This window comes from Streptomyces odontomachicola (genome assembly GCF_039605595.1).
In the GTDB taxonomy this organism is placed as follows: Bacteria; Actinomycetota; Actinomycetes; order Streptomycetales; family Streptomycetaceae; genus Streptomyces.
On the sequence record NZ_JBCFOK010000019.1, the window covers coordinates 136,313 to 162,106 of the forward strand.

Annotated in this window: 21 protein-coding genes; 4 read left to right on the plus strand and 17 right to left on the minus strand. The window is 73.1% G+C overall.

Going from position 1 to position 25,794, the window contains the following annotated elements:
• Positions 1-6: 6 nt before the first annotated feature.
• From ABEE00_RS30005 to ABEE00_RS30050, 10 genes are all read right to left on the minus strand, one after another.
• Positions 7-702 carry a hypothetical protein gene (locus tag ABEE00_RS30005; RefSeq protein ID WP_345748871.1) on the minus strand — a complete coding sequence of 232 codons (696 nt, stop codon included), beginning with the start codon at positions 700-702 and terminating at the stop codon, positions 7-9.
• Positions 686-1,321 (minus strand): hypothetical protein, encoded by a 636-nt coding sequence (locus tag ABEE00_RS30010; RefSeq protein ID WP_345748872.1) that lies wholly within the window; start codon positions 1,319-1,321, stop codon positions 686-688. Before ABEE00_RS30010 ends, ABEE00_RS30005 begins: the two co-directional genes overlap by 17 nt.
• A 36-nt stretch (positions 1,322-1,357) precedes the next feature.
• Positions 1,358-3,691, minus strand: coding sequence for a hypothetical protein (locus ABEE00_RS30015; protein ID WP_345748873.1), 2,334 nt, complete (start codon positions 3,689-3,691; stop codon positions 1,358-1,360).
• Positions 3,688-4,146, minus strand: a complete 459-nt coding sequence (locus ABEE00_RS30020; protein ID WP_345748874.1) for a hypothetical protein — start codon at positions 4,144-4,146, stop codon at positions 3,688-3,690. Before ABEE00_RS30020 ends, ABEE00_RS30015 begins: the two co-directional genes overlap by 4 nt.
• Positions 4,147-4,592: 446 nt before the next feature.
• Positions 4,593-6,935, minus strand: coding sequence for a xanthine dehydrogenase family protein molybdopterin-binding subunit (locus tag ABEE00_RS30025; protein WP_345748875.1), 2,343 nt, complete (start codon positions 6,933-6,935; stop codon positions 4,593-4,595).
• Between the two features lie 139 nt (positions 6,936-7,074).
• The gene (locus tag ABEE00_RS30030) at positions 7,075-10,125 is read right to left on the minus strand and encodes a 2Fe-2S iron-sulfur cluster-binding protein (RefSeq protein WP_345748876.1); all 3,051 of its coding nucleotides are present in this window, start codon (positions 10,123-10,125) and stop codon (positions 7,075-7,077) included.
• The gene (locus tag ABEE00_RS30035; protein WP_345748877.1) at positions 10,122-10,982 is read right to left on the minus strand and encodes an FAD binding domain-containing protein; all 861 of its coding nucleotides are present in this window, start codon (positions 10,980-10,982) and stop codon (positions 10,122-10,124) included. The genes ABEE00_RS30030 and ABEE00_RS30035 overlap by 4 nt, the downstream gene beginning before the upstream one ends.
• 327 nt (positions 10,983-11,309) lie before the next feature.
• Positions 11,310-12,839: a beta-N-acetylhexosaminidase gene (locus tag ABEE00_RS30040; RefSeq protein WP_345748878.1), complete on the minus strand. Its 1,530-nt coding sequence runs from the start codon at positions 12,837-12,839 to the stop codon at positions 11,310-11,312.
• Positions 12,840-13,223: 384 nt separating this feature from the next.
• On the minus strand, positions 13,224-13,526 hold the full coding sequence (locus tag ABEE00_RS30045; protein ID WP_345748879.1) for a DUF3039 domain-containing protein: 303 nt from the start codon (positions 13,524-13,526) through the stop codon (positions 13,224-13,226).
• A gap of 11 nt (positions 13,527-13,537) precedes the next feature.
• Positions 13,538-14,332, minus strand: coding sequence for a YqgE/AlgH family protein (locus tag ABEE00_RS30050; RefSeq protein ID WP_345748880.1), 795 nt, complete (start codon positions 14,330-14,332; stop codon positions 13,538-13,540).
• A 240-nt stretch (positions 14,333-14,572) separates the two neighbouring features.
• Between ABEE00_RS30050 and murA the strand changes: the two genes are divergently transcribed.
• Positions 14,573-15,901 carry a UDP-N-acetylglucosamine 1-carboxyvinyltransferase gene (gene murA, locus ABEE00_RS30055; RefSeq protein WP_345748881.1) on the plus strand — a complete coding sequence of 443 codons (1,329 nt, stop codon included), beginning with the start codon at positions 14,573-14,575 and terminating at the stop codon, positions 15,899-15,901.
• Between the two features lie 93 nt (positions 15,902-15,994).
• On the opposite strand, the gene ABEE00_RS30060 is transcribed toward murA, so the two are convergent.
• The 5 genes from ABEE00_RS30060 to ABEE00_RS30080 are packed head-to-tail and all read right to left on the minus strand — an operon-like array spanning position 15,995 to position 21,223.
• A complete protein-coding gene (locus ABEE00_RS30060) occupies positions 15,995-17,026 on the minus strand; it encodes an endonuclease/exonuclease/phosphatase family protein (protein ID WP_345748882.1) in 1,032 nt (343 codons plus the stop codon).
• 21 nt (positions 17,027-17,047) lie between these two features.
• Entirely contained in the window at positions 17,048-18,181 is a 1,134-nt protein-coding gene (locus ABEE00_RS30065) for an ABC transporter ATP-binding protein (RefSeq protein ID WP_345748883.1), read from the minus strand.
• Entirely contained in the window at positions 18,178-19,128 is a 951-nt protein-coding gene (locus ABEE00_RS30070; RefSeq protein WP_345748884.1) for an ABC transporter permease, read from the minus strand. Before ABEE00_RS30070 ends, ABEE00_RS30065 begins: the two co-directional genes overlap by 4 nt.
• A complete protein-coding gene (locus ABEE00_RS30075; RefSeq protein WP_345748885.1) occupies positions 19,116-20,042 on the minus strand; it encodes an ABC transporter permease in 927 nt (308 codons plus the stop codon). The genes ABEE00_RS30070 and ABEE00_RS30075 overlap by 13 nt, the downstream gene beginning before the upstream one ends.
• A gap of 41 nt (positions 20,043-20,083) precedes the next feature.
• Positions 20,084-21,223: an ABC transporter substrate-binding protein gene (locus tag ABEE00_RS30080; protein WP_345748886.1), complete on the minus strand. Its 1,140-nt coding sequence runs from the start codon at positions 21,221-21,223 to the stop codon at positions 20,084-20,086.
• A gap of 261 nt (positions 21,224-21,484) precedes the next feature.
• Between ABEE00_RS30080 and ABEE00_RS30085 the strand changes: the two genes are divergently transcribed.
• Positions 21,485-22,222 (plus strand): GntR family transcriptional regulator, encoded by a 738-nt coding sequence (locus ABEE00_RS30085; protein WP_345748887.1) that lies wholly within the window; start codon positions 21,485-21,487, stop codon positions 22,220-22,222.
• Positions 22,223-22,290: 68 nt separating this feature from the next.
• A complete protein-coding gene (locus ABEE00_RS30090; RefSeq protein ID WP_345748888.1) occupies positions 22,291-22,947 on the plus strand; it encodes an HAD family hydrolase in 657 nt (218 codons plus the stop codon).
• A 154-nt stretch (positions 22,948-23,101) separates the two neighbouring features.
• Here the strand turns inward: ABEE00_RS30090 and ABEE00_RS30095 are convergent, their stop codons facing one another.
• Both ABEE00_RS30095 and ABEE00_RS30100 read right to left on the minus strand, forming a co-directional pair.
• Complete coding sequence (locus ABEE00_RS30095) at positions 23,102-23,383, minus strand: HU family DNA-binding protein (protein WP_345748889.1); 282 nt, start codon at positions 23,381-23,383, stop codon at positions 23,102-23,104.
• Positions 23,384-23,866: 483 nt separating this feature from the next.
• Positions 23,867-25,309 carry an NAD-dependent malic enzyme gene (locus ABEE00_RS30100; protein WP_345748890.1) on the minus strand — a complete coding sequence of 481 codons (1,443 nt, stop codon included), beginning with the start codon at positions 25,307-25,309 and terminating at the stop codon, positions 23,867-23,869.
• 268 nt (positions 25,310-25,577) lie between these two features.
• On the opposite strand from ABEE00_RS30100, the gene ABEE00_RS30105 reads away from it, so the two are divergent.
• The gene (locus tag ABEE00_RS30105; protein WP_345748891.1) at positions 25,578-25,784 is read left to right on the plus strand and encodes a cold-shock protein; all 207 of its coding nucleotides are present in this window, start codon (positions 25,578-25,580) and stop codon (positions 25,782-25,784) included.
• The last annotated feature ends 10 nt before the right edge of the window (positions 25,785-25,794 follow it).

Sequence of the window (25,794 nt, forward strand, 5' to 3'; positions counted from 1 at the left end):
ACCCCATCAGGCACATCCGGCACGTACCTCGGCGTTCTCCACGGCTTGCCTGACCAGCGCCGTGAGGTCCGCGCGGTGGTCGCTTCCGGGGGTACGGGCGCCCGGCTCGACCACGGCCGTGACCCCGACCGCCGTGCCCGCCGGCGCCTTCTTCGCCCCTGCGCCCTTTCCGGAACAGCGCTGATAGGCGCCCGCTGCCGAGCGGCTGGAGAATCCGCCGTCGGCCAGCGCCGCGTCCTTGCCGCCCGGCGTCCCGCGCAGCGCCCTCTCCTGCTCGCGCCACGCGTCGAGGGACAGCCGCCGGGGCTCGTCCACCCGGACCGACAGCACCTTCGCGCCGTCGGCCGAGACCGTGCAGCTCCCGGAGTAGCCGCTCCCCCAGGCACCCTCGTACGCGTCGACCCGGAACGCGCGCGCCTCCGGGAGGATGCCGCCGAGGTCGGCGCGGCCGCCGGACGGCGCCGCCACCGCGCAGACGTCCTCCTTCGCCTCGTCGCCATCCGTCTCGCCGTTCTTCGCCCCGCTGCCGTGCGCCCCGTTGAACTGCCGCGGGCCGGTGTCCGTCGCGCCGCGCAGGCCCGCGTAGTAGCCGCCGCCGAGCGCCGCGGCGACGAGCACCACCACCGCCGCCACCAGCGCGGCGCGGCGGGCGCCGCCGGTGCGCCGCTCCTCCGGCACGTCGTCCTCAGGCGTTGCTGTCACAGATCTCACCGACCTCGGCACCGTTCCCCGCGGCCTCCTCGGCGAGCGCGACCACGTCCCGGCGGTGGTCTTCGCTCCCGCCGTCACCGCCTCCGTCGCCGTCTCCGCCTGCGGCGATGCGCACCGCGACGGTCACCGCCTTCCCCTGCGCGCCGGGGCACTTCACATACACGCCGGCCGACGTGCGGGTGGAGTAGCCGCCGTCCGCCGCGTCCAGCGGCCGGCGCTCCGGCCGGCCCACGCCGCGGTCCTGGCTCGAAGCCCACTGCCCGAAGCCCAGCGGGGAGAACTGCGTCCGTACGGAGAGCGCCAGGCCGCCGTCCGCGTAGATCCGGCACTCGCGGGATCCCGCGCCCAGCCGCCCGCGCGGCGCGTACACGCCGAAGACGTGCGCGGCCGGCACGGCCCTGCGCAGCGCGGCGCGGTGCTTCGCGGGCGTGATGCCGCCGCACTCGGCGCCGTCACCGCCCCGCACCGTGAACGCGCGCGCCCCGGCCTGCGCGCCGCGCTGCTCCCCGGCCCAGTGGCCGAGGCCCAGCGCGGCCCCGCACACCACGACGACCAGCCCCAGGACCAGGGCGGTACGCCCCCGCCCACGGCCCGTCCCGGCGGTGGTCACCCGGCACTTCCCTTCTCCGCCCGTCAGGGGGCGGGGCTAGAACTTCGAGGCGGACTCGATCTCCGGTGCCCTGCGGGCCACGTTCGCCTGCGCGTCGTTGAAGCCGTCCTTGGAGGAGTCCACGGCCCAGGAGTCGAACCTGTCCTCCTGCGGCAGGTCGTAGGCGTCCGCGAGCCGCTGCATGTTCGTACGGCTCGCGTTCGCGTCCACGGACTGCGCGTTGGACCAGATGTCGCCGGCCGCGCGCATCTTCTCGTGGTCCGCGTTCTGATCCAGCGCGTCCTGGCTCAGCTCGGCGCCCGCGAGCAGGCCCGCTCCGTTGATGACCCCCGCGACGGCCGCGCCGCCCGCCGGTGTGGCGATGAACGAGGTGCCGACGCCGACCCCGATGCCGAGGGCGCCGACCGCGCCGCTGCGCCAGGTGTCCACGGAGTCCTTGAACTTCTGCGCGTCCTCGGCCGCCGGACCCAGCGTCGCCTCCTGGAGCCCGATGGCCGTGGTGCCCGCCATCTCGCCCGAGGTGCGGCTGACCGCGCGGATCATGTCCTCGGCGTTGCCCTTGAAGCGCTCGTCCTCGGGCAGCTTCGCCTGCACCTCCGGGTTCAGATGGTGGTCGATCAGGTCGGCGGCGTACCGCTTGTGACCGCCCACGAGCTCCGCGTACCCGCCGTTCGGATCCTGCGAGACCGTGGCCATGAACGCGGTCGCGTCCGTGGGGCTGATGTCGGCCTTCGCACCGACCACGGGGAACAGCGCGTCGGTGTCGCTGGAGGTGCCGCCCAGCTTGGTGTCGTCGTTGCGCATCGCCTGGTAGAACTCGGGCATGTACTCGGCCCCCATGCGGCCGAAGTTGTCGCCCATGCTCATGTGGTCCTTGAGCAGCTCCGGCTTCTCCGAGACGGCGTGCACCACATCGCCCATGAGCTTGGCCTGTCCCGGAGTGTGCGGCGGCGAATCGGCCGTGGCCCGCTCCCCTGTCGGATGTCCGGTGGCACCGGCCTCCAGGGCGCGCGCCATGTCCTCGTGCCCCGTGACGGTGTTGCCGTCGATGTCGCGCGACTCGGGCCAGTCGCGCTCCTTGAAGAAGTAGTCGAAATTCGAGAGCGCGCGCTTGTTGCCGTCGCCGTCCTCGAAGCCGTGGTCCTCGTCCTTCGTGACGAACGAGTCGTTGAAGAAGTCCGTCGCCGCGTCCGGACTGCGCGAAAGCCCGCTCATGAATCCGGACACCGGGTCCTGCCCGTCGTCCTTCCCCGCGGGATTCAGGTCCGTGGGCATTCCCTGCCCCATGCGGAGCCAGGCGTTGTGCGACACATCGCCGTTGTGCGTCATCTTCTTCTCGGTGGCGACGAGTTCCTTCCCGTACGCCCCGAGGAACCGGTCGTCGTAGTCCCCGTACCGCATCAGGCTGCTCATCACCTGGAATCCGTACGGGGCCGAGGCGCGGGTCCTGATCTGGTCGCCGCCGGCCTGGATGACGTCGCTCTGCCAGCGCGTCATCGCCGGGCTGTCCGACTGCGTGGCGTTGGCCAGCGTCATGCCGAGGTTCTTCTGCAGCTCGCCGAACTGGTCCTTGCGCGCCTGCGCCAGATCCGGATTGTCGGTGGGCTCCATCAGGTCGGCCCACGTCTCCAGGGTCTTGCGCCCGCCCAGATCGGTGGCGAACTTCTCCGCGAACAGGTCGTCCTTGTTCTTGTCCTTCAGCAGCCTGTTCAGCTCGTCGAATTCCTGCGGCGACATGTCGTCGCCCTTCTTCGCCAGATCCGCCGCGCGCCTGCCGTCCCGCATCGCGTCGGCCGCCGCGTTCCGGTCCGCGTACGCGCCGTCGGCGAAGCCCACGGGCGAGGACTCCACATAGGCGCGCAGCGCCTCGGCCGCCGACCTGTCGGAGTTGCCGGCGTCCCTGAGGATCTGGTCGATGTCGTTCCGCATCGCGGTCTGCTCGGGCGTGAGCACCAGCGGCGGCGTCCCGGGCGGCGGCTGGGCCGCCGGGGGCTGGACGAGGTTCCGCTGCTCGACCGTGTAGGTGCCGTTCCTGTTGTCGACGACGTAGAGGTTGTCCTTCTTGCCCGCCTCGATGCGGTCGTTCAACTTGCCCTTGTAGTGGACGAGTTCGTCGTGGGTGTCCTTCAGGATGTTGCGCAGGGAGGTGGCCTGCGTGACGGCGTCGTCGAATTCACCGGCCGTCTTGTCGATGAACTGGCGGGTGACGGTCGCGTTCACCCCCTTCCAGCTCGCCTTCTTGGCCTTTCCCGAGAGTTCTTCCCTGGCGTCCTTCGCCAGCCGCTCGAGGTCCGTGACCAGATCCGTCCACTTCTCGACGGCGGTGTTCAGCTTCGAGAAGTCCCCGTGCCGGAGCGCGTCCAGTTTCATTTGCCCTGCGTTCCCTCGTCGAAGCCGTCGCCCAGCTGCTGGATGCTGAATGTGGTGGCGATGTAGTGCTCGTCGCCCGCGTGCGCGTTGCGCGTGTAGTCGAGGTGATTGGAGATGTGCGCGCACGCCTGACGGAGCGTGTCCACCTGCGATGTCCACTTGCCGGCCACCACGCCCAGCGCGCTGCCGATTTCGAAGTCCTCTTCGAGGTCCCTGCCCGCGGTCTTCGTCGGCTCCGCTGCGTCGTCGCCGTGCTTGCCGAGCCCGTCCCACAGGCGGAAGGCGGCGTCGCCGACCGCGGCGAGGTCCTTGTCGTCGACCTCCAACTGACCCTGGCCCTCACCGGTCTGGGGATCGCCGCTGTGCTGATCGCCCACCTGGTTGAGCCGGGTCGCCGTCGAACTCCCGCCGGCGTTGTCCGCCTTGATCTGCTTCCATTCCTGCTCGAATGACACGCCTATCACTGCCCCCGTACGTCGCATGCCGGTTCGCCGAGCCACCCGAGGTGCTGCGCAGCAGGCAGGAAGAGTAAGCGGAGGGGCGCGTCCCGCGCAGTAACTCGCGGCAACGGTCACAGAGTTCACACGCCCCCGTAGCGGCACCCACCCCTACGCGTGAGTAGCCCCCAGGGCGCTCTGAGTCGGAGCACTCAGGTGCTCGGGGCAACGGTCGAAGCAGGCTGCTGCCATGACTCTTCGACCCGCACTCGACCAGGGAACAGGAACAGCACGCCACAGCGCCGCGGCCCGTCCCACCAGGGACGACCGGCACACGACATGAGCAGCGGCCACGCCACGGGGAACGGCCGCACGAGCAGCCGCGAAAACGACACAGCGCACGGCCGCCGCACAAGCAACCGCAAGCACAGGCTCCCCGCACCCGCAGGCCCCGCAGGGCCCCCTCACTGCCCCGGCGGCTCCGTCATCGCCGACTGGGGGCGGATGGGGAGGCGGTTGACCGGGCGGCCCGTGGCCTGGCGCACGGCGGAGGCGATGGCCGCGGGGGACGCCACCACCGGCACCCCGGAGGCCGCCTTCGCGCCGAAGGGGGCGACCACGTCGCGCTCCTCCACCAGCTTCACGATGCGGATGTCCGGCGCGTCCAGCGCGGTCGGCAGCGCGTAACCGGTGAAGTCCGCGTGCCGCACCACGCCCCTGGACACCCGCAGGTGCTCGGTCAGCGCGGCGCCGATGCCCTGCGTGACCCCCGCCTCGATGCGCGCGCGCAACTGGCGGGGGTTGAGCACCCGGCCCACGTCCTGCGCGATGGACATCTCCACCACGCGTACGGAGCCGAGCTCGACGTCCACGTCCACCACGGCGCGCACGGCCGCGAAGGCCAGGCCCACGAAGGCGTCGCCCTGGCCCGTCTCGTCCAGCGGCTCGGTCGGGTGCGGGCGGCACTGCGCGGTGGCCCACAGCTCCTTGCCCTCCAGCGCCTCGGCGACGGTCGTGGACAGCACGCCGTCGTACGAGGTGATCTTGCCGTCGGCGATGGAGAGCAGCTCGGTGGACATCCCGAACTTGGCTGCCAGCGGCTGGAGCAACTGCGTGCGGACCATCCGCGCCGCGCGTTCCACCGCGCCGCCCGACACCCACGTGTGGCGGCCGCGCGCGCCGGGCCCCGACGGCGGCTGGTCGGTGTCGACGGAGGCCACGTGGACCTCGTCCACGCCCAGCACCTCCTGCACGATCTGCCGCGCGAGCGTCGTGAAGCCCTGGCCGGTCTCGACCGCCGCGCACATGACCGTCGCCACGGGCCCGTCGACCTTGACCGTCGCCGTGGAGACCTCGTCGGTGCCCTCGGCGCCCAGCATGTGCACCATGCCGAGCGCGTAGCCCACGCCGCGGCGCACGGCGCCCGGTTCGCCCGCGCCCTCGGGCCCGCCGGGCAGCAGCCACTCGCTCTCCGGGAGCTCCTTGGGCAGCGGGGGCAGGGGTGCCTCCCGTACGGCGCGCAGGAGTTCGGCGACGGGCGCCGGGCAGGTCACGGTCTGGCCGGTCGGCAGGAGGTCGCCGGTGGCCATGACGTTCCGCATCCGCAGATCAGCCGGCTCCATGCCCAGCCGCGCCGCGAGCTTGTCCATCTGGCCCTCGTACGCGGCGCACACCTGCATCGCGCCCTCGCCCCGCACATGCCCCGACGGCGGGTTGTTGGTGCGCACGGCCCAGCCGTCGATCACCGCGTGCGGGACCACGTAAGGACCGGCCGCGAAGGAGACGGCGGCGGCGAGCGCGTCGGCCGAGGTGTCCGCGTACGCGCCCGCGTCCAGCAGGATCTGCGCCTCGACCTTGAGCAGCTTGCCCTCGGCGTCGGCGTGGTGGCGGTAGCGGAGCAGCGTGGGGTGCCGGTGCGCGTGCCCGAGGAAGGACTCCTCGCGGGACGCCGCGATCTTGACCGGGCAGCCGGTGCGCATCGCGAGCAGGCCCAGCGGGACGGTGATGCCGGTGTCCTCGCGGTCGCCTGTCGCCCCTGGCACACCGGTGACGACCACCTTGACCTGCTCCGGAGGCAGTCCGAAGCAGGCGGCGGCCAGGTCGCGGTCGGTGTGCGGGTCGGTGGAGGCGGTGTAGATCTCCACGCCGCCGTCGGCGCGCGGCACGGCGAGCCCGGCCTCGGCGCCGATCGGCGCGGGGTCCTGGCGGCCGATGCGGTACAGCCCCTCGACCACGACCTCGCCGGTGACGTCCGGGTCGCCGTAGCGCAGCGGGATGTGCCGGATCACGTTGCCGTCCGGGTGCAGCGGCTCCGACTCGAAGGACTTCTCCGGGTCGGTGACCGGGTCCAGCACCTCGTACTCGACGGCGATCGCCGCGGCCGCCAGCCGCGCCGTGTCCGGGTGGTCGGCGGCGACGGCGGCGATCGGCTCGCCGTAGTAGCGCACGAGGTCGCGTACGAAGGCGGGCTGGTCGGCGACCCTGCGGCCGTGCGCGGCGTCGCCCGGCACGTCGCGGTGGGTGACCACGGCGTGCACGCCCGGCATCGCCTCGGCCTGCGCGGTGTCCAGCGAACGGATGCGCGCGTGCGGATGCGGGGCGCGCAGCACGGCGGCCCACAGCAGCCCCTCGGCCCACAGGTCGGCGGCGTACGGGAAGACGCCCTCGGCCTTGGCCGCCGCGTCGTCCGGGCGCACCGATGTGCCCAGGCCGTGCGGCGGGCCCTCGGCCAGCGCCCCGGCCGGAACCGCGGTGCCCTCGGGGGGAGTTGCTGTGACGGCGCCGGAGCCGTCGGCGGTGCCGGTCATGCCGCTGCTGCCTTTCCGTTTCCGCGTCGTCCGTGAACGCTGCGTGCGGTGCCGGTGCCGGCGCTGATGCCGGCCGCGATGCCGGTGCCGGTGCCGCGGGGGCGCACCGGGTGCCGTACGGGGGCGGCTCCGCACACGGTCATGCGCCGCCTCCCGGGTACTGCACGCCGCCCGTGCCCGGGCCGCCCTGGTGCGGAATGCGCGCGGTGTCCTCGGGCGAAGGCGCGGGCCCGGGCGCCGGCACGTCGTCGAACCCCGGTGCGGGCGCGGGGACTCCGGCGCCGTAGCCGTCCCCGTGGCCCTGCTGCGCGTGCTGCTCGCCGTACGCCTGGTGCTGTCCGTACGCCTGCTGCGCGGGGAAGTACCCCTCGCCGCCCTCGGCCCCGGGCTCCTGCGCCGGCCGGCCCTCGGTCTCCTCCGACTCGCGCGCGGCCCGCGCCCTGCGCTCGTCCACGACGGTGCGCACGGCGTCGAGCACGCCGCTGTAGCCGGAGCAGCGGCAGAGGTTGCCGCAGATGGCCTTGCGGGTCTCCAGCTCGCTGGGCGCGTGGTTGCCCTCGAGGAGGTCGTGCACCGTCATCGCCAGCCCCGGTACGCAGAATCCGCACTGCACCGCGCCGCTGTCGGCGAGCGCGCGCTGCACGTCGGAGGGCGTGCCGTCGGCGGCGAGGCCCTCGACGGTACGGATCTCCGTACCGGCCGAGGTCGCGGCGGGCACCAGGCACGAGGCGACCAGCCGGCCGTCCACCTGCACGGAGCAGGCGCCGCACTCGCCCTGCGAGCAGCCGTCCTTGGCCCCGGCGAGGCCCAGCCGCTCGCGCAGCACGTAGAGCAGGGACTCGCCGATCCAGGCGTCGGTGACGGGACGGTCGGCGCCGTTGACGTGCAGGACGTACGAGGTGTGCGGGTGCTCGTCCCCCACGGGGGCGGGCCCCGGCACCTCCTCCTGCTCCTGAACCGCTTGCTCGGGCAAAGCGCCCACGGCTTCGCCTGTTCCCCCGATCTCGGAAGGCGCCTCGGAGGGCACCTCGGCGGGTTCGACGGTGGCCGCGGCCTGCTCCGGGGCCTGGCCCGGATCCGTGTGCGGTTCCTCGGCGGCTGCCGGATCGTTCAACTCCGGCTGAGCTGCGGGTTCCTGGGCCCCGGAGTCGTGGGGCGCGGGGGCCGCTTCGGCGTGGTCCGCGGCCTCGGGCCGCGGTTCCGACTCGTGCTCGGGCTGCGGCTCGGGATCCGTACCGGCCTCAGCGTCCGGCGCAGCTTCCGCGCCCGTCGCTTCCGCGCCCGTCGCCGACTCCGGCTCCGACGCCGGTTCCGGCGACGCCTCCGACGACGGGGATTCGGGCCCGGGAGCGGAATCGGCTGCGGGCTCGGGCTCGGGCTCGGGAGCCTGCGGGGGCAGCGGCCACTCCTCGCCCTGTACGGGGTGTGCGGCCTGCTCGGGCTGCTCGGCCGCCACGGCCTGCTCCGGCTGCGCGTGCCGCTCGGGCTCCTCCGGCTGCGCGCCCTGCCCGGGCTCCTGCCCCTGCTCCTCGAACTGCCCGTTCTGCTCGGCCCGTTCGGCCTCCGCGGGCTCGGGCTCCTCGGCGGGCGGCGCCGTCGCGTGCTGCTCAGCGGGCGCCTCGTTCTCGCCGGGCAGCGGCCACGACTCCCCCTGCTGGGGCTGCGCGCGCTCCGGCACGGACGGCGTCCACGGGATCGCGGAGCCCCCCGACGTGCCCGAAGGCGGCGGTACGTGCGCACCGCCCTCCTCCACACCCGGCTGCGGCCGCGGCATCTCGGGCAGCGCCTCAGGCGTGTCCCAACTCCCCTGCGCGCTCGGCGCGGTGGGCGTACCCGGCACGCTCGGCACGGTGGGAATGCCCGAGACCGAACGCTCGGGCTCAGGGGCGGTCGCCGCGGAACCCGCGGCACCCTCACCGTCCGCCGCGCCGGCCGCCGGACCCGCCACCTGGCCCGCGTCAGCCGACGCGGGCTCGGCACCCGGGACACCCGAAGCACCCGGCACCTCGGCGGAGGCGGCACCACCGGACTCGACCCCGGCATCCGCACCGGAGCCGAAACCCGATCCGGCGCCGACACCAGTACCGGCACCGACACCCGCATCGGGCGCCCCCGCCTCGAACGGCACCTGACGCCGCGCATGTGCGTCAGCAAAGAACTCCTGCGCCTCCGCCGAGGGGGGCGCGGACTCCGGTAGGGGCCCGGGAGGCTGCGCGTGCACGCCGTGCTCCTCGGGCACCGGCCCGTGCGACGCCGACACCTCGTGCGACGGCGACGACGACTGCGGATCGGGCTGATACTCCGGCTGCCCCTGCGGCTGATGCCCGGACCGGGGCTGCGGCTGCGCCTCGAACGCGTCGGGCGGCAGCACCCCCTTGCCTCCGCCTTCACCGAGCGGCCTGCGCCGGGTCTGCCCCGCGGGGCCGCCGTGCTGCCGCGCCTCGTGCGAACCGGCGAGCGCGGCGGCCGCGCCCTGCCCCATCGCCGCGGCGATGCCCGACTCCCCTGCGCCCAGGCCCTGTTCGGGCGCGCCGGGCATGCCGTGAGCGCCCGGGGCACCGGCGCCGGGCAGGCCGCCGCCGTGGCTCTCGTAGTTCCCGTACCCCTCGTGGGGCTCGTGGTGCGCGGGCGCCCCCGGCATCCCCGCACCGTCCGTACCCGTACCCGCGCCCTCGGGCTGCTGGTACGGCAGCGTCCAATGGCCGGTCGCCGCCGGGTCGGTGGTCGCACCCGGGGTCAGCGGGCCGCCCGCGCCGGACTGGGTGACCTCTATGGGCGGCGGCGTGTAGCCGCCCTGCCCCGTGCCCGGCGCCGCGAGGGGACCGGCGAGCGGGTCGCCGTACGCCTCCGCGTACGCCTCGCCCTCGCCCGCTCCCGTACCGGCCTGCATGCCGCCGAAGGCCGCCGGCCAGCCGCCCGCCGGGAGCTGCACGAACGCCGTCGCGTCCGCGTCGTATTCGCCGGCCCAGCCGTCCTGGACCGCGCCCTGCGCGGGGTCGCCCTCGCCGAAGCCGTGGCCGTACCCGTAGCCCTGCCCGTAGTCGTAGCCGTACGCGTACCCGTAGTCCGCGCCCTGCCCGTAGCCGTGCTCGGGGTGTGCGGCGGGTGCGTGGCCGGGGTCCTGCGCCTGGCCCTCGCCATACCCGTAGGGGTAACCCTCGCCGCTGCCATAGGTGTTGTCGTTGCTCATGCGAGCGCCCTCCCGAGTCCGCGGCGGGCCAGTGTGGACACCGTACGCCGCAGGTGCAGCGCCGCGGGCGGAAGCGGCTGAGCCTCCGCGCCGTCCTCGCCCGGGGGCGGGTCGGGGATGCAGGCCATCGCCACGTAGTCGCCGAACGCCTGGAGCGCCTCGGGCGCGAGCGCGCGCTGCGCGTCCCAGTCGATCAGCGAGGCGATCCAGCGCTCCGCCTCCAGCGGGCGCAGCGGCATCGGTGCGACGGCGCCCACCGCGCACCGCACCCCGCGCCGCGCGGGGTCGAGCACCACGGCGACCGAGGCGATGGCGCGCCCGGGCCCCGTACGCCCCGTGGCCTTGAGGAAGGTCTGCGGCGCGTGCAGCAGGGGCACCCGCACGAAGGCGACGATCTCCGCCGGGCGCAGCATCTCGACTCCGGCGAGGAGATGGCTGACCGGGATCTCGCGGCGCTCCCCCTCGGGGCCCGCGATGATGACGGTGGCCTCCAGCGCGGCCAGCACGGGGAGGGTGTCGCCCGTGGGCGCCGCGCTCACGATGTTGCCGCCGAGCGTCCCGGCGTTGCGGATCTGCGGCGGCCCGGCGGCGCGCGCGCCGAGCGCGAGCGCGGGGATGAGCGCCGCGAAGTCGGGGCGCCCCATGCGCGCGAGGGTCAGTCCCGCGCCGAGCATGGCGTGGCCGTCGAGGTACTGCCAGCCGCGGATCTCGCTGATGCGGTTCAGGCCGACCAGCGCCGAGGGGCGCAGCAGGCCGGAGTTGACACCGGTCATCAGGTCGGTGCCCCCGGCGACGGGGACGGCCGCCGGCACGGCGGAGAGCGCGGACACGGCCTCGTCCAGCGTCGTCGGCAGCATGACGGACGGCTGCACAGCCGGTGGTGCATGTCGTTCATGCTGTGCGTGCGTGCTCAAACCCGCTGCCCCTTCCCCGGTTTTCCCGGCTGCCGTGCCCGTACGGTACGTGCTCACAGCCCGGACGTGGCAACTCTGGCACATCCTGCCGGTCCGTCGGTGCGAGGGTCCGGGAAGGGGGTGTACGCCGGAGACGTACGTTCTCGTCCCGTACCGGTCAACATAGGCCGGGTAACGGCGTTCTTGGGGCGGCTTGTGTGTTCTGTCCCCTCGGTCACGGTGGTCACGCTCCCAGGGGCGGCACCGCCGGTGCCGCCCCTCGGGGTCCCCTCACACGATCGGGGGCGGTCCGTCGATCGGACGTCCGGCGATGCCGGGCTGCCGCTGCCAGGGGCGCGGCCCTCCCGGCGGGCGGTAGGCGACGCCGAGCGCGTCCAGCCGCGCGTAGTGCGCGCTCTCCATGCGGCGCTCGAAGTCCGCGAAGTCCCGCCGCTCCGGCGGCGGCAGGGCCGACCAGGCGACCTCGGCGAGCGCGCACAGGCGGGGGAAGACCTGGTAGTCGACGCGCTGCTGGCTCTCCGCGCACTCGGTCCACATGTTGGCCTGGGTGCCGAGGATGTGCTGCTCGTAGGCGGTGCCCGCGAGTTGGGGCGGCACGGGGTCGAAGGCGTACACATCGCGCAGCGTGCGCACATAGCCGATCGGCACAGGCTCCTCGGGACCGCCGTCCTGCCGGTAGTTGAGGTAGACCTGCTGCTCGGGGCACATCACCACGTCATGTCCCGCCTCGGCCGCGGCGATTCCGCCCGCGTAGCCGCGCCAGGAGGAGACGGCGGCGCCCTCGGCGAGGCCGCCCTCCAGGATCTCGTCCCAGCCGACGAGGCGCCGCCCGCGCTCCGCGAACCAGCGGTCGAAGTGCCGGATGAACCAGGACTGCAGTTCGTCCTCGTCCCGCAGCCCCTCCTCGCGGATGCGCTTCTGCGCGGTGGGCGAGGCGCGCCACTGGTCCTTGGGGCACTCGTCGCCGCCGATGTGGACGTACGGGGAGGGGAAGATCTCCAGCAGTTCCTCCCAGACGCCCTCGTAGAAGCGGAGCACCTCGTCGGTCGGCGCGAGCACGTTGGGGTCGACGCCCCAGTCGTCCCAGACGCCGAGCGAAGCGGTGTCCACCACATCGGAGTTGCCCAGCTCCGGGTAGGCGGTGATGGCCGCGCGCGAGTGCCCCGGGATGTCGATCTCGGGGACGACGGTGATGTGCCGCTCGGCCGCGTAGGCGACGATCTCGCGCAGGTCGTCCTGGGTGTAGAAGCCGCCGTGCGGGCGCTCGTCCCACACCTCGGAGGCGCGGTGCCCCACCCGGGTGCGGTGCCGCCAGGCCCCGGCCTCGACGAGTCGCGGATAGCGCCGGATCTCCGGGCGCCACCCCTGGTCGTCGGTCAAGTGGAAGTGCAGCACGTTGAGTTTGTGCGCCGCGAGCAGGTCGAGGTAGCGCAGCACCCCCTCCTTGGGCATGAAGTGCCGTGCCACGTCCAGCATCATGCCGCGCCACCTGAACCGCGGCGCGTCCTCGACCACCCCGTACGGCAGCGTGCGGGCGGCGCCGGGCGCGATCGGCGCCCGTCTGAACTCCCCCGGCCCCAGCAGCTGCTTGAGGGTCTGCCTCCCCCAGAAGACGCCCGCCGCGTCGCCGCCGGCGATCTCCACGCCGCCGGGCCCGACGGTGAGCCGGTACGCCTCGGGGCCCAGGGAGGCGTCGGTGCGGGTACGGACCTCGTCCGGCGCGCCCGTGTACGGAAATCCGCCGTCGTCCGCGAAGTCGACGTGCCGCGGGGCTGGCAGCAGTGCTGGAGTGTCCGGCATCCCGGCCTCTCTCTCGGTCCCGGCGGCACCGCACGGACCTGCGCCGCGCGGCCTGCACGGGAGCATTGCGGAGAGCGCAACGCGGGTTCCGCGTCGCACAACTTCCGCTGGAGGCTAGGCGGGTGGGACGGCCGCGGCAACAGGTATCGACCAATCGGCACGCCGGCCATCGGCACACCACGTCGGCCCAGCGGCACGCCGCCCGCCAGCACGCGACGGCGGCCCCTCAGCGCGCCACCGCACCCCGCTCCACGGCAGAGCAGCGCGCCCCGTCCCGCCCGTGCGGTGCGGGCGGGACGGGGCGCGGTGGGAGCCTTTTACGGGACCGGCGGTCCGGGAGCGGCCGCGGCGCCGGGTCGGGGGACGCCGGGCCGCGGACGGGCGTTACTTCTTGTCGCCGCCCTTGCCGTTGCCGTCCTTGCCGTTCTTGTCGCCGCCGGCGCCCATGGTCTCGTAGATCTCCTTGCACATGGGGCAGACCGGATACTTCTTGGGGTCGCGCCCCGGCACCCAGACCTTGCCGCAGAGCGCGACGACGGGAGTCCCCTCCATCGCGCTCGCCATGATCTTGTCCTTCTGGACATAGTGGGCGAACCGCTCGTGATCGCCGTCACCGTGCGACGTCTCGGGGGTCGGGTCGACGAGAGTGCCGGTGCCGGTCCCGCGCTCAGGCTCAACAGTGCTCATACGGACCAAGCCTAATTCAGCGACGGGTCGTCCGGGTATGTGGCCACGAGGGCCAGTTCACTGCGTTGACGGCGCAGCACGGACCGCCACAGGCCCTCGGGCGAGGTGGAGGAGACGTCACCGGGCTCGGCGTCGACCACGTACCAGGCGCCCTCGGACAGCTCGCTCTCCAGCTGCCCGGGACCCCAGCCCGCGTACCCGGCGAAGATGCGCAGCGAGCCCAGCTCGGCGGCGAGCAGCTCGGGCGGCGCCTCCAGGTCGACCAGGCCGATGGCGCCGTGCACCCGGCGCCAGCCGAGAGGTCCGTCACCCGCGCTCTCCTCGCCGCGCGGGGCGTCGTCGTCCAGGGCGTCGGGATCCAGGGCGTCGCCGTCCGGCGCACCGTCCTCGCCCCGCACGCCGTCGTCCGGCGCGCCGTCCTCTCGTACGCCGTCTTCCGGAGCGGTGCCTTCCGGCGGGTCGTCCGCCGCGGCGTGCTCCCGGGTGGCGGCGGACACGGCGCCGTCCGCGCCGGCGCCATCGCGCCCTCCGTCCCCGCCGTCCACGGTGGGCACGACGGCCACGCCCAGCGCCGCGTCCAGGGAGACGGGGCCGCCCTGGAAGACGACTCCGGGCTCACCGGCGAGCGACGCCCAGTTCTCCAGGATGTCGCCGACGCCGACGGGGGTCGGGCGGTTGAGTATCACGCCCAGTGAGCCCTCCTCGTCGTGGTCGAGGAGCAGCACCACCGCGCGGTCGAAATTCGGGTCGGCCAGCACCGGGGTGGCCACGAGCAGCCGCCCGGCGAGCGAAGACGCCTCGGTCATGGAGCAATGATCCCGCACCGCGCCCCGCCGCGGGGACCCAACGGCCATTTCCTCCGCGGCCTCCCGCGGGCGCCCGGGTGCGCGCGGGGTGCCCGACACCCGCCGGACGGCCCGTACGGGCACGCGGCGTCGCCCCCGCACCGCGCACAGTCACTGCGCCTCCACGGGCTTACCCAACCGCCTCCGCGGGCCATTACAGTTGCCATTTGTCCCAACCCGTCTCCAGGAACGCGGAGATCCATGACCGTCCCGACCGACGACGTCCTGCTTGTCCACGGCGGTACCCCGCTGGACGGCGAGATCCGTGTCCGCGGCGCGAAGAACCTCGTGCCGAAGGCCATGGTCGCCGCGCTGCTCGGCAGTGAGCCGAGCCGGCTGCGCAATGTGCCGGACATCCGTGATGTGCGGGTCGTGCGCGGCCTGCTCCAGCTGCACGGCGCGACCGTCCACACCGGCGACGAGCACGGCGAGCTGGTGATCGATCCCTCCCATGTGGAGAGCGCCAACGTCGCCGACATCGACGCACACGCGGGCTCGTCCCGCATCCCGATCCTGTTCTGCGGCCCGCTGCTGCACCGCCTCGGCCACGCCTTCATCCCGGGCCTGGGCGGCTGCGACATCGGCGGGCGCCCGGTGGACTTCCACTTCGACGTGCTGCGGCAGTTCGGCGCGACCATCGAGAAGCGCGCCGACGGCCAGTACATCGAGGCGCCGCAGCGGCTGCGCGGCACCAAGATCCGGCTGCCGTACCCGTCGGTCGGCTCCACCGAGCAGGTGCTGCTGACCGCGGTGCTGGCCGACGGTGTGACGGAGCTCTCGAACGCGGCCGTCGAGCCGGAGATCGAGGACCTGATCTGCGTGCTCCAGAAGATGGGCGCGATCATCTCGGTCGACACCGACAGGACCATCCGGATCACCGGCGTGGACAAGCTCGGCGGCTACACCCACCGCGCGATCCCGGACCGCCTGGAGGCGGCCTCCTGGGCGAGCGCCGCGCTGGCCACCGAGGGCCGGGTCTTCGTGCACGGCGCGCAGCAGAAGCCGATGATGACCTTCCTCAACACCTTCAGGAAGGTCGGCGGCGCCTTCGAGGTGCTGGACGAGGGCATCCGCTTCTGGCACCCGGGCGGCCCGCTGAAGTCCATCGCGCTGGAGACCGACGTCCACCCCGGCTTCCAGACCGACTGGCAGCAGCCGCTGGTGGTCGCCCTCACGCAGGCGACCGGCCTGTCGATCGTGCACGAGACGGTGTACGAGTCCCGGCTCGGCTTCACCTCCGCGCTGAACCAGATGGGCGCGCACATCCAGCTCTACCGCGAGTGCCTGGGCGGCTCCGCGTGCCGCTTCGGGCAGCGCAACTTCCTGCACTCGGCGGTGGTTTCGGGCCCGAACAAACTTCAGGGCGCCGACCTCGTGATCCCCGACCTGCGCGGCGGCTTCTCGTACCTGATCGCGGCGCTGGCGGCGCAGGGCACCTCGCGGGTGCACGGCATCGACCTGATCAACCGCGGCTACGAGAACTTCATGGAGAAGCTCACGGCCCTGGGCGCCAACTGCGAGCGCCCGTAAGGGAGTTCACGCACGGAAGCACGGAAAGGGGAGGGCGCACCCGCGCGGGGTGCGCCCTCCCCTTCTGCGTACGGCCTCAGACCGCGTACGGCCTCAGCTCACGCCGAACTCGGTGAGCACCGCCTTGTGGTCGGAGGGCCAGACGTTGTTCCTGTGGTGCGGGCGCGCCTTGGGGTGCCCCACCACCACGGTGCGCGAGTGGAGCACGCGCATGTTGCCCGCGTAGGTGATGTAGTCGGTGCGGTTCTGCGGCTCGCGCCTGCCGGTGCTGCCGTTGTGCCGGGGGTAGACCGGCGACCAGGTGTTGCCGGGCTGGTTGCCCGGGTCGGGGTGCTTGACCCGGAAGGAGTCCCGCAGCCCCGCGCCCGCGATGGCCTTGGTGACCGGCCAGTTGAAGGGCCCGTAGCCGCAGTGGCGCTTGCGCGTCGCGGCGGTCCAGTCCAGGTGCGAGGGCGAGTTGAAGTCGCCGACGAGGATCAGCGGGGTGTCCGTCGCCCCCGCGGTCATCGCCTTCACCCGCAGCTTGCCGGCCAGCTCCTTCGCCTGCCCGGTCCGGCCCGAGCGCGCCTCGCGCCCCAGGATCCGCTTCCCCGACATGCGCCCGTAGCAGGCGTCGTACGCGCCGTACGGGCGGTAGGCCATGTGCGAGGTCCACACCTCGGCCTTCTTGCCGCCGGGCATCCTGATGCGCACGCCGGCACCGGCCGAGGTCACGCCGGTGACCTGCTCGATGGGGTAGCGGCTCACCACGCCCAGGTCATTGCGTGACTGCCGGTAGTGCCAGCCCAGCCGCTTGGCGAGATCCCGCGCGGCGTGGCCGCGGGTCTCCTGCATGCCGATGACGTCGGGCCGGAACTTCCTGACCACGGAGACCTGCTTGCCCAGCGCGTTCCTGACCCAGCTCCCGCCGACCCAGGCGTTGAAGGTCATCACCCGGAGCCTGCCCCCGGCGCGGGCCGACTCGGGGCCGCTCTGCTGCTCTGCGCCCTGAGCCTGCCGGTGTGACGGTCGCGGCGCCGGCTGGTGGACCTGGTGCTGCGGCGCGACGGCGGTGACCGCCACGGCGGCGACCACGGCGCAGCCCGTCGACAGGCCGGCGGCGCCGAGTCGTCTCGTTCCTCTCATGCGGGGTGCTCCCCTTCCGGACTAGGTGAGACCGATTTGTTCCACTAGTACCGGATTGTCATGCGGGGTGACGGTGCACCGTGCACCGGGTGTCAGCCCCTCCGCCTCCCAACTGGGCACGTCAGCGCTGCATTCGGCCCCGGCGCCGGTGACCGCATGGATGCGGGTCGTGGCACCCAGGAAGGTGACGACACGCACCGTGGCCCCCACCCCCGAGGCCTCCCCCGAGCGCTCCCCCGCCTCCCCCGCGCCCTCACCCAGGGTCAGCCTCAGGCCCTCGGGGCGGAGCAGCACCTCGACCTCCGTACCCTCCCCCGGGACAGCGCCGTGCACCGGCAGCCGCCTGCCGAACAGCTCCACGGTGCCGCCGGCGCGCACGGTGCCGGGCAGCCTGTTCATGGTGCCGACGAACTCGGCGACGAAGGGCGTGGCCGGGCGCGCGTACAACTCGGCGGGCGGCGCGCACTGTTCCAGCCGCCCGCCCCGCATCACGGCGACCCGGTCCGCCATGGACAGGGCCTCCTCCTGGTCGTGCGTGACGAACACGGTGGTGATGCCCAGCTCCAGCTGGATGCGTCGGATCTCCTCGCGGAGCTGGAGCCGCACCTTGGCGTCCAGCGCCGACAGCGGCTCGTCCAGCAGCAGCACCCGGGGGCGCACCGCCAGCGCGCGGGCCAGCGCCACCCGCTGCTGCTGCCCTCCGGAGAGCTCGTGCGGACCGTGACCGCCGCGGCCGGAGAGCCCGACCAGCTCCAGCAGCTCGCCGGCGCGCCGGGCGCGCTCGGCCCGGCCCGTGCCGCGCACCCGGAGGCCGTACGCGACGTTCTCGGCGGCGGTCATGTTCGGGAAGAGGCTGTAGGACTGGAAGACCATGCCGATGTCGCGCCGGTGCGCCGGCACGCCGGTCACGTCCTCGCCGTCCATCAGCAGCTCGCCCGCGTCGGCGGTCTCGAAGCCCGCCACGATCCGCAGCGCGGTGGTCTTCCCGCACCCCGAGGGCCCGAGCAGGGCGATCAGTTCGCCGGGCGCGATGTCCAGGTCCAGCCCGTCCAGCGCGGTGGTCCCGCCGAAGCTGCGGCGCAGCCCGGACATCCGTACGGGCACTCCGGCACCCGTCCCCTGCGCTGAGGTCGTCTCGGTCGCGAGCGCGGTCATGCGGTGGTCCTCCGGTCGGTACGGGAGTCGGCGCGGGTCTCGGTACGGGTCTCGGCACGGGCATCGGCACGGGAGCCGGCACGGGCATCGGTACGGCGGCGTGCCCGGCGTGGCCGCGCCCCCGCGAGGGTGGTGAGCAGGAGCAGCAGCCCCCAGGTGAGGATCAGGCTCAGCATGGCGGCGGCGACCGACAGTTGGGCCTCGGTCTCGCCGGTGTGCACCATCCACACGGCGAACGGCTCGTACCCCAGCACCGAGGCCACGGTGAACTCCCCGAGCACCATGGCGAGGCTGAGCACCGCGCCGCCGGTCACCGCGGCGCGCAGGTTGGGCAGCACGACACGGAACAGGGTGGCCGTGCGCGAGGCGCCCAGGCTGCGTGAGGCCTCCACCAGGGTCCTCAGGTCCACGCCGCGCAGCCCCGCGTCGAGCGAGCGGTGCAGGAAGGGCAGCGACATGACGGTGTAGACGAGCACCAGGACCAGCGGGAAGGCGTCGTTCTGCAGCACCTGGAAGGTCTTCCAGAACGGGGTGTCGGCGAGCTCCTGCTGCCAGGAGAGCACCGTGCTCACCCCGGCCACCAGCGCGATCGGCGGCACCATCAGAGGCGCCATGCACAGCACCTCCACGGTCCTGCGCAGCCGCGGCACGCGCAGCGCGACGGCGACCATGGTGGGCACCATGACGATCAGGCCCAAGGCGACGGTGGCGAGCCCGAGTTCGACCGAGAGCAGCAGGCTGCCGCTCATCCCCTCCGAGGTCAGGCCCTCGGTGTAGGGGGACAGATCGGGTACGGGGCCGCCCGGTGTGTCCACCGTGAACCAGAGCGAGGCGCCCACCGGCACCAGGAAGTACAGCGCCGCGCACAGCAGCACCAGCACGCTCCCGTACGGACGCCGCCCGAGACGGCCCGCGCCGCTCCGCGGGATCGCGTTCAGCCCAGCCATCGTGCACTCCGTCGCTGCAAGGGGACCTGGATGGCGATGACCAGCAGCGCGACCACGACCATGTTGAGGCTCATGGCGAGGGCCAGGTTCTCCTGGCCCGCGAGGACGTTGCCGGACAGCGCGTTGGCGATCTGGATGGTGACCAGCGGCACCGAACTCCCGGTCAGCACCGCCGCGGTGGCGTGCGAGGCGAAGGCCGTGCCGAACATCAGCACCGCGCCGCCCGCCAGCGAGGGCGCCAGCACCGGCAGCCCCACGTGCCGCCAGAACTGCGCGCGGGTGGCACCGCAGGAAGCGGCCGCCTCCCGCCACTGGCGCCTGAGCCCGTCCAGCGCGGGCAGCACGGTGACCGCCATCAGCGGCACCATGAAGTACAGGTACGCCAGTGCGAGCCCGGCGAAGGTGTACAGGCTGAACCCGGTGCGCTCCAGGCCCAGCACCCTGGTCAGGGTGCCCGTGCTGCCCAGCGTCGCGATGAAGGCGAAGGCCAGCGGTGCCCCGCTGAAGTTCGCGAACACGCCGCAGGCCGCGACGGTCAGCCTGCGCAGCGCCGGGCTCTTCGCGTTGATCAGCGCCTGTGCGAGTACAGCGCCGAGCACGGTCGCCAGCACGGCGGTGAGCAGCGCGAGTTCGAGGCTGCCGAGCAGCCCGGTGGCGTACACGCCGGACAGCGCGCTCTCCACGTTGGCCGTGCTGTGGTGCGTGGCGCCGCTCACGGGATCGACGACGGTGAACGCGTTGTACGCCATCGTCCCCGCGGGCAGCCCGAAGCACAGCGCGAGGAAGGCGAAGAACGGCACGACGGCGGCCCAGCGGGGCATCCGCCACGGCCTCCGTACGGGCCCTCGGACGGGCGCCGTCCGCGCACTGGCCGGGGCTTCCGCGACCGGTGGCGCGGTGAGTTGCTCTGTCATGGACTCTCCAGCGGGAGTTCTCCGAAGGGGCGGGGGCTCTCTCAGCTGACGGCGGCTCCCCATCCCTCGCTCACGGCCTTCTGCGCCTCGGTCTGCTGGTCGGCCGTGGGAAACCTCGGCGGCCCAGCGACCTCCGGCAGCCGCTTCACGGCGCGCGCGTCGGCCGTGCCGTCCCGCCGCATCGGGTCCAGCAGCGCGGGCCGCGAGAAGCCGCGCAGCCAGATGTTCTGGCCCTCCTCGCTGTAGAGGAACTCCATCCACAGCCGGGCCGCGGCGGGGTGCGGTGCGAAGGCGTTGACGCCCTGGTTGTAGAACTCCGAGTACGCGCCGTCCGAGGGCACCGCGACCTTCCAGTCCACGCCCTTGGAGCGCAGCTCCTCCGCGTACCCGAGGTTGAGGTAGTCCCAGTCGATCGAAATGGGCGTCTCGCCCTTCTGCACGGTCGCCTTGGTCGACTCCACGGGCAGGAAGTTCCCGCGCTGCTTGAGCTCCTTGAAGAACTCCAGGCCGGGGCGTACGTCGTCGAAGCCGCCCCCGTTGGCGAGGGCCGCGGCGATCACCGCGCCGAAGGCCGAGGTGGACTCGTTCGGGTTGCCGTTCAGCGCGACCTTGTTGCGGTATGCGGGGCGCAGCAGCTCCCTGAACGTCGTCGGGCACCGCTTCACGGCCTTCGCGTCGCAGCCGATCGACACATAGCCGCCGTAGTTGCTCTGGTACGAGCCGTCCCGCTGCCTCATCCGCGCCGGGATCCGCCTCCAGTCCCTGACCTTGTACGGGGCGAGCACCCGCTTGCCCTTCGCGGCGCGCATGAAGGAGCCGCCGAGGTCCATCGCGTCCACGGCGCGGGTCTGGCCCTGCCGCTTCACGGCCGCGTTGAGCACGCCCTGGCTGCTGCCGCCGGGGTCCTCGTTGTGCACCTCGATGCCGTACTTCTTCTCGAAGGTGTCGATCATCGTGCGGTAGTTGGCCCAGGTCGGCGCGAGGGCGTAGACGTTCAGCGAGCCTTCCTTCTTCGCCGCCCGCACCAGCCCGTCCATCCCGCCGAAGTCGTCAGCCGAACGGGCCTCGGCCGCGCGGCTGTTGACGCTCCGCGCGGGCGCGGCGCCGCAGCCGCCCGCCGTCACCGCGGCCGCCAGGACGGCGGCCGCCACCGCGCACGTACGGCGCCGTGCTTCCTTCACGCTCTGCTCCCCGTGGTCGGTCAGCGAAGTCACCTGTATGAACAGGTGACCCGAACAAGCCAGGGAAAACTAACAGCGCAACCCGTCTCCCACAAACCTCCCAGCTCAGAAAACATGCAGGTCACAGCTTTACGAGCGGAGAGGTTTAGCCCTCGCCTAAGCGGTTATAAGCATCCGGCCACCCTTGCGAGGATGCGCACCACTGCGCACAGGTGACATCATCGTGCCCTCCGCACCGCACGCCCCGCACCGAGGAGCCCCGTGACCCGACGCCACGAGCAGATCGCCGACGCGCTGCGCCGCGCCATCGCCGAGGGCAGCCACCCCGTCGGCTCCACGCTGCCCTCCGAGTCCGAACTCGCCGCCGCGCACGGCGCGTCACGCGGCACCGTCAGGCAGGCCGTCGCCGCGCTGCTCGCCGAGGGCCTGATCGGCTCGCGCCAGGGCGCGCGCAGCGTGGTGCTCTCCACCGCGCCCCGCCAGACCTTCGCCGAGCTGCGCAGCTTCGCGCAGTGGGCGCAGGCCGGCGGCCACACCGCGGGCGGCCGGGTGCTGGAGTCCGCCTGGGAGGCCGCGCGCCCCGAGGACGCCGCGCTGCTCCAGCTCGCGCCCGGGGAGCGGGTGCTGAGGGTGCTCAGGCTGCGCACCCTGGACGGCGAGCCGGTGCTGCTGGAGCGGACCGTGTACGCGGGCTGGATCGGCGAGGCCGTGGAACGCCTCCCGGCCGACTGCGAGTCGGTGACCCAGGCGCTCAACGACCAGGAGGGACTGGTCTTCGCGCACGGCGAGCACCACATCGACGCCACGGCAGCCGGCACCGTCGAGGCGCGGCACCTCCAAGTGCGCCGCGGCAGCCCCCTGTTGCGGGTGCGCCGCACCACCACCACGGCCGAGGGCCGCCCCGTGGAGACCTCCGACGACCGCTACCGCCCGGGCTCCGTCGTCTTCACCGTGCGCAATTCCACCCACACCAACCCCCTGGCCCGCACGACCGGCTGAGAGCCCGAGCACCCGCCCGTACGACCGCATCCGCCCGTACGACCGCACCCACCGAACAGCGAGCCCGCATGCCCTCCCCGGCCCCCGGCCCCCTCGCCGCCCTGCTCTGCGACATGGACGGCACCCTCGTCGACACCGAACGCGACTGGCTGGCCGCCGTCGCCGCACGACTCGGCACCCGTACGGACGACCCCGCCGTCCTCCCGTTCGCCGGGCTCACCCTCGCGGACGGCGCGCGCATGCTCGCCCCGCACCTCCCCGGGCTCACCGAGGAGCGCGCAGCGGAGCTCCTGGGCGAGGACTTCTCCGCGCGTGTCGCGGCCGGCGTGACCGTGCAGCCGGGCGCGCTGCGGCTGCTGGAGGACGCGAAGGCGCTGGGCGTCCCTGTGGCGCTGGTCACCGCCTCCGAGCGGCCCGTCGCCGACCTGGTGCTGGACCGCCTCGGCCGGGACCGCTTCGCCTTCTCGGTGGCCGCGGGGGAGGCGGGCCGCGACAAGCCGCACCCCGACCCGTACCTGCGCGCCGCCCGCGAGCTCGGCGTCTCCCCCGGCGACTGCCTGGCCGTCGAGGACACCCCGACCGGCGCCGAGGCGGCGCTCGCCGCGGGCTGCCGGCTGCTGGCCGTGCCCACCGTGCCCGGGATCGCGGCGGGCCCGCGCACGCTGCTGGCCTCCTCGCTGGAGCACGTGGACCTAGCCGGACTCACCTCGGCCGACGCCCCGTGAGGCCGCGTGAGGCGCCGTGAGACGCCGTGAGGGGGCGCTGAGCGGCCGCCGGGCGGTCTCCGGGCGGCCTCCGGGCCCCTGGACAGCACGAAGGGCGGCCACCCTGCCGGGTGGCCGCCCTTCGCCTGTCGCGCTTTCCGAACGCGCCGGGGGCTCAGTTGCCCTTGGCGGCGTCCTTGAGCTTGGAGCCCGCGGAAACCTTGACGCTGTACCCGGCAGGGATCTGGATCGGGTCGCCGGTCTGCGGGTTGCGGGCGGTCCGAGCGGCACGGTGGGTGCGCTCGAAGGTGAGGAAGCCGGGGATGGTGACCTTCTCGTCGCCCTTGGCGACGACCTCGCCGACGGTGTCGGCGAGGGCGGCCAGAACGGCGTCCGCGTCCTTACGGGTCACCTCGGCGCGCTCGGACAGAGCGGCCACCAGCTCACTGCGGTTCATAACTCGTTTACTCCCGTGTTCTTCTTGCCGATGAGGCGTGAGATCGAAGCCGATGCTGCCAGGGCCCTCGGACAGTCCCCGGACCCGGGTCTGCTTTCAGACCCTCCCGCCCGGTGACGCATCCTGCCCCCACCAGCGGCGGGAAAGCCAATCCGGCACCCAGCGGGCCAGCTACGGAGTCACACGAAGAGCGCCAGCGGCTCGGGGTGGTGACTTTCCATAGGCTTTGTCTGCCCGCAACCCTAAGGGGCCCGTCCGTGGGCCCGCCCGGCGACGCGCCGCGCACACGCCGCGCTCACAAGGGCGATCGGCCCGCGCCGAGGGCCCGGGACACGTACGGGACACGTGCGGAACGCGTACAGAACACGCGCGGAACAGGCTCAGGGCATGACGAAGCCGGGCCGGGCGGCATCCCGCCACCCGGCCCGGACCTGCGCGGATATGCCCCGCGGCGGCCTCAGTTGGCCCGCTCGGCCGGCCGGTTCAGTTGGCTTGTGCGGCCGGCGCGGGGGCCATGGCCTCGCCGGCGGCGCGCGCGGCGTCGCGCACCGCGCCGGCGACGGCACCGGAGACCTTCTCGTTGAAGACGCTCGGGATGATGTAGTTCGGGTTGAGCTCGTCCTCCAGCACGACGTCGGCCAGGGCGCGCGCCGCGGCCAGCATCATGTCGTCGTTGACCGTGCGGGACTGCGCGTCCAGCAGACCGCGGAAGACGCCGGGGAAGACCAGCACGTTGTTGATCTGGTTCGGGAAGTCGGAGCGGCCCGTGGCCACCACGGAGGCCGTCTCGCGCGCGACCGCGGGGTCCACCTCCGGGTCGGGATTGGCGAGCGCGAAGACGATGGCGCCCTCAGCCATCCGCGAAACGTCCTCGCCGCCCAGCACGTTGGGGGCCGAGACGCCGATGAAGACATCCGCGCCGACCACGGCCTCCTTGAGGGTGCCGGTGATGCCCTCGGGGTTGGTGTTGTCCGCGATCCAGCGCAGCGCTGTGCCCTCCTCGGCACCGGCCAGGTCCTCGCGCCCGGAGTGCACCACGCCGTGGATGTCGGCGACCACCGCGTGCTTGACGCCCGCGGCGAGCAGGAGCTTGAGGATCGCCGTACCGGCGGCGCCGGCGCCCGACATCACCACGCGGATGTCCTCGATCCGCTTGTCCACCACGCGCAGCGCGTTGAACAGCGAGGCCAGCACCACGATCGCGGTGCCGTGCTGGTCGTCGTGGAAGACCGGGATGTCCACGGCCTCGCGCAGCCTGGCCTCGATCTCGAAGCAGCGGGGCGCGGAGATGTCCTCCAGGTTGATCCCGGCGAAGCCGGGCGCCAGGGCGCGGACGATCTCCACGATGGCGTCGGTGTCCTGGGTGTCCAGGCAGATCGGCCAGGCGTCGATGCCGGCGAAGCGCTTGAAGAGTGCCGCCTTGCCCTCCATCACGGGCAGCGCGGCCTTCGGGCCGATGTTGCCCAGGCCGAGCACGGCGGAGCCGTCGGTGACGACCGCCACGCTGTTGCGCTTGATGGTCAGGCGGCGGGCGTCCTCCGGGTTCTCCGCGATCTGGGTGCAGACGCGCGCGACGCCCGGCGTGTAGACCATGGACAGGTCGTCGCGGTTGCGAATCGGATGCTTCGAGGACATCTCGATCTTGCCGCCGAGGTGCATCAGGAACGTACGGTCCGAGACCTTGCCGAGGGCGACGCCCTCGATCTCCCGGAGCGCGGCCACGATCTCGTCGGCGTGCGCGGTGGAGGAGGCCGCGACGGTGACGTCGATCCGCAGCCGCTCATGGCCCGATGCGGTGACATCGAGGCCGGTCACCGAACCGCCCGACGACTCCACGACCGTGGTGATCTGACTGACCGCGGTCCCGCCCGCGGGGACCTCGAGGCGGACAGTCATCGAGTACGAGACGCTTGGCGCCGAGCTCATTGCCGACTTCCCTCTGCTTTCCCTGTGTGCATGTGTCCCGCCCGGCCGTGCGGGGCCGGGCGCGTCTTCAGATCGTCCCACCTACCGATAGGTACGTGGTAACGACCCCCTCCCTGCGGAAACGAGTTTCCACGATACGGGAGAGGGTCAGCCGGAGGGAACCCCCCACTCCTTCGTGGCAAAAGCGACTCAACTACCCGCAAATCGCCACGTACCGACCTAGGCTCGCCCCTGCAACACCCACCCCCTCACGAAAGATCTGAGAGACATGGCTCAGGGCACGGTCAAGTGGTTCAACGCCGAGAAGGGCTACGGATTCATCGCGCAGGAGGGCGGAGGACCCGACGTCTTCGTGCACTACAGCTCGATCGACGGGGAGGGCTTCCGGACCCTGGAGGACACCCAGCGCGTCGAGTTCGAGATCGCCGAGGGCCGGAAGGGTCCGCAGGCCGAGGGGGTCCGCGTCATCGGCTGAGGCTCTGACC

Coding starts and splice junctions, on each gene's coding strand:
- ABEE00_RS30015 (WP_345748873.1), bottom strand. CDS start 3,691: ATGAAACTGGACGCGCTCCGGCACGGGGACTTCTCGAAGCTGAACACC.
- ABEE00_RS30025 (WP_345748875.1), bottom strand. CDS start 6,935: ATGACCGGCACCGCCGACGGCTCCGGCGCCGTCACAGCAACTCCCCCC.
- ABEE00_RS30030 (WP_345748876.1), bottom strand. CDS start 10,125: ATGAGCAACGACAACACCTATGGCAGCGGCGAGGGTTACCCCTACGGG.
- ABEE00_RS30035 (WP_345748877.1), bottom strand. CDS start 10,982: ATGCTGCCGACGACGCTGGACGAGGCCGTGTCCGCGCTCTCCGCCGTG.
- ABEE00_RS30040 (WP_345748878.1), bottom strand. CDS start 12,839: ATGCCGGACACTCCAGCACTGCTGCCAGCCCCGCGGCACGTCGACTTC.
- ABEE00_RS30045 (WP_345748879.1), bottom strand. CDS start 13,526: ATGAGCACTGTTGAGCCTGAGCGCGGGACCGGCACCGGCACTCTCGTC.
- ABEE00_RS30050 (WP_345748880.1), bottom strand. CDS start 14,332: ATGACCGAGGCGTCTTCGCTCGCCGGGCGGCTGCTCGTGGCCACCCCG.
- murA (WP_345748881.1), top strand. CDS start 14,573: ATGACCGTCCCGACCGACGACGTCCTGCTTGTCCACGGCGGTACCCCG.
- ABEE00_RS30060 (WP_345748882.1), bottom strand. CDS start 17,026: ATGAGAGGAACGAGACGACTCGGCGCCGCCGGCCTGTCGACGGGCTGC.
- ABEE00_RS30065 (WP_345748883.1), bottom strand. CDS start 18,181: ATGACCGCGCTCGCGACCGAGACGACCTCAGCGCAGGGGACGGGTGCC.
- ABEE00_RS30070 (WP_345748884.1), bottom strand. CDS start 19,128: ATGGCTGGGCTGAACGCGATCCCGCGGAGCGGCGCGGGCCGTCTCGGG.
- ABEE00_RS30075 (WP_345748885.1), bottom strand. CDS start 20,042: ATGACAGAGCAACTCACCGCGCCACCGGTCGCGGAAGCCCCGGCCAGT.
- ABEE00_RS30090 (WP_345748888.1), top strand. CDS start 22,291: ATGCCCTCCCCGGCCCCCGGCCCCCTCGCCGCCCTGCTCTGCGACATG.
- ABEE00_RS30095 (WP_345748889.1), bottom strand. CDS start 23,383: ATGAACCGCAGTGAGCTGGTGGCCGCTCTGTCCGAGCGCGCCGAGGTG.
- ABEE00_RS30100 (WP_345748890.1), bottom strand. CDS start 25,309: ATGAGCTCGGCGCCAAGCGTCTCGTACTCGATGACTGTCCGCCTCGAG.
- ABEE00_RS30105 (WP_345748891.1), top strand. CDS start 25,578: ATGGCTCAGGGCACGGTCAAGTGGTTCAACGCCGAGAAGGGCTACGGA.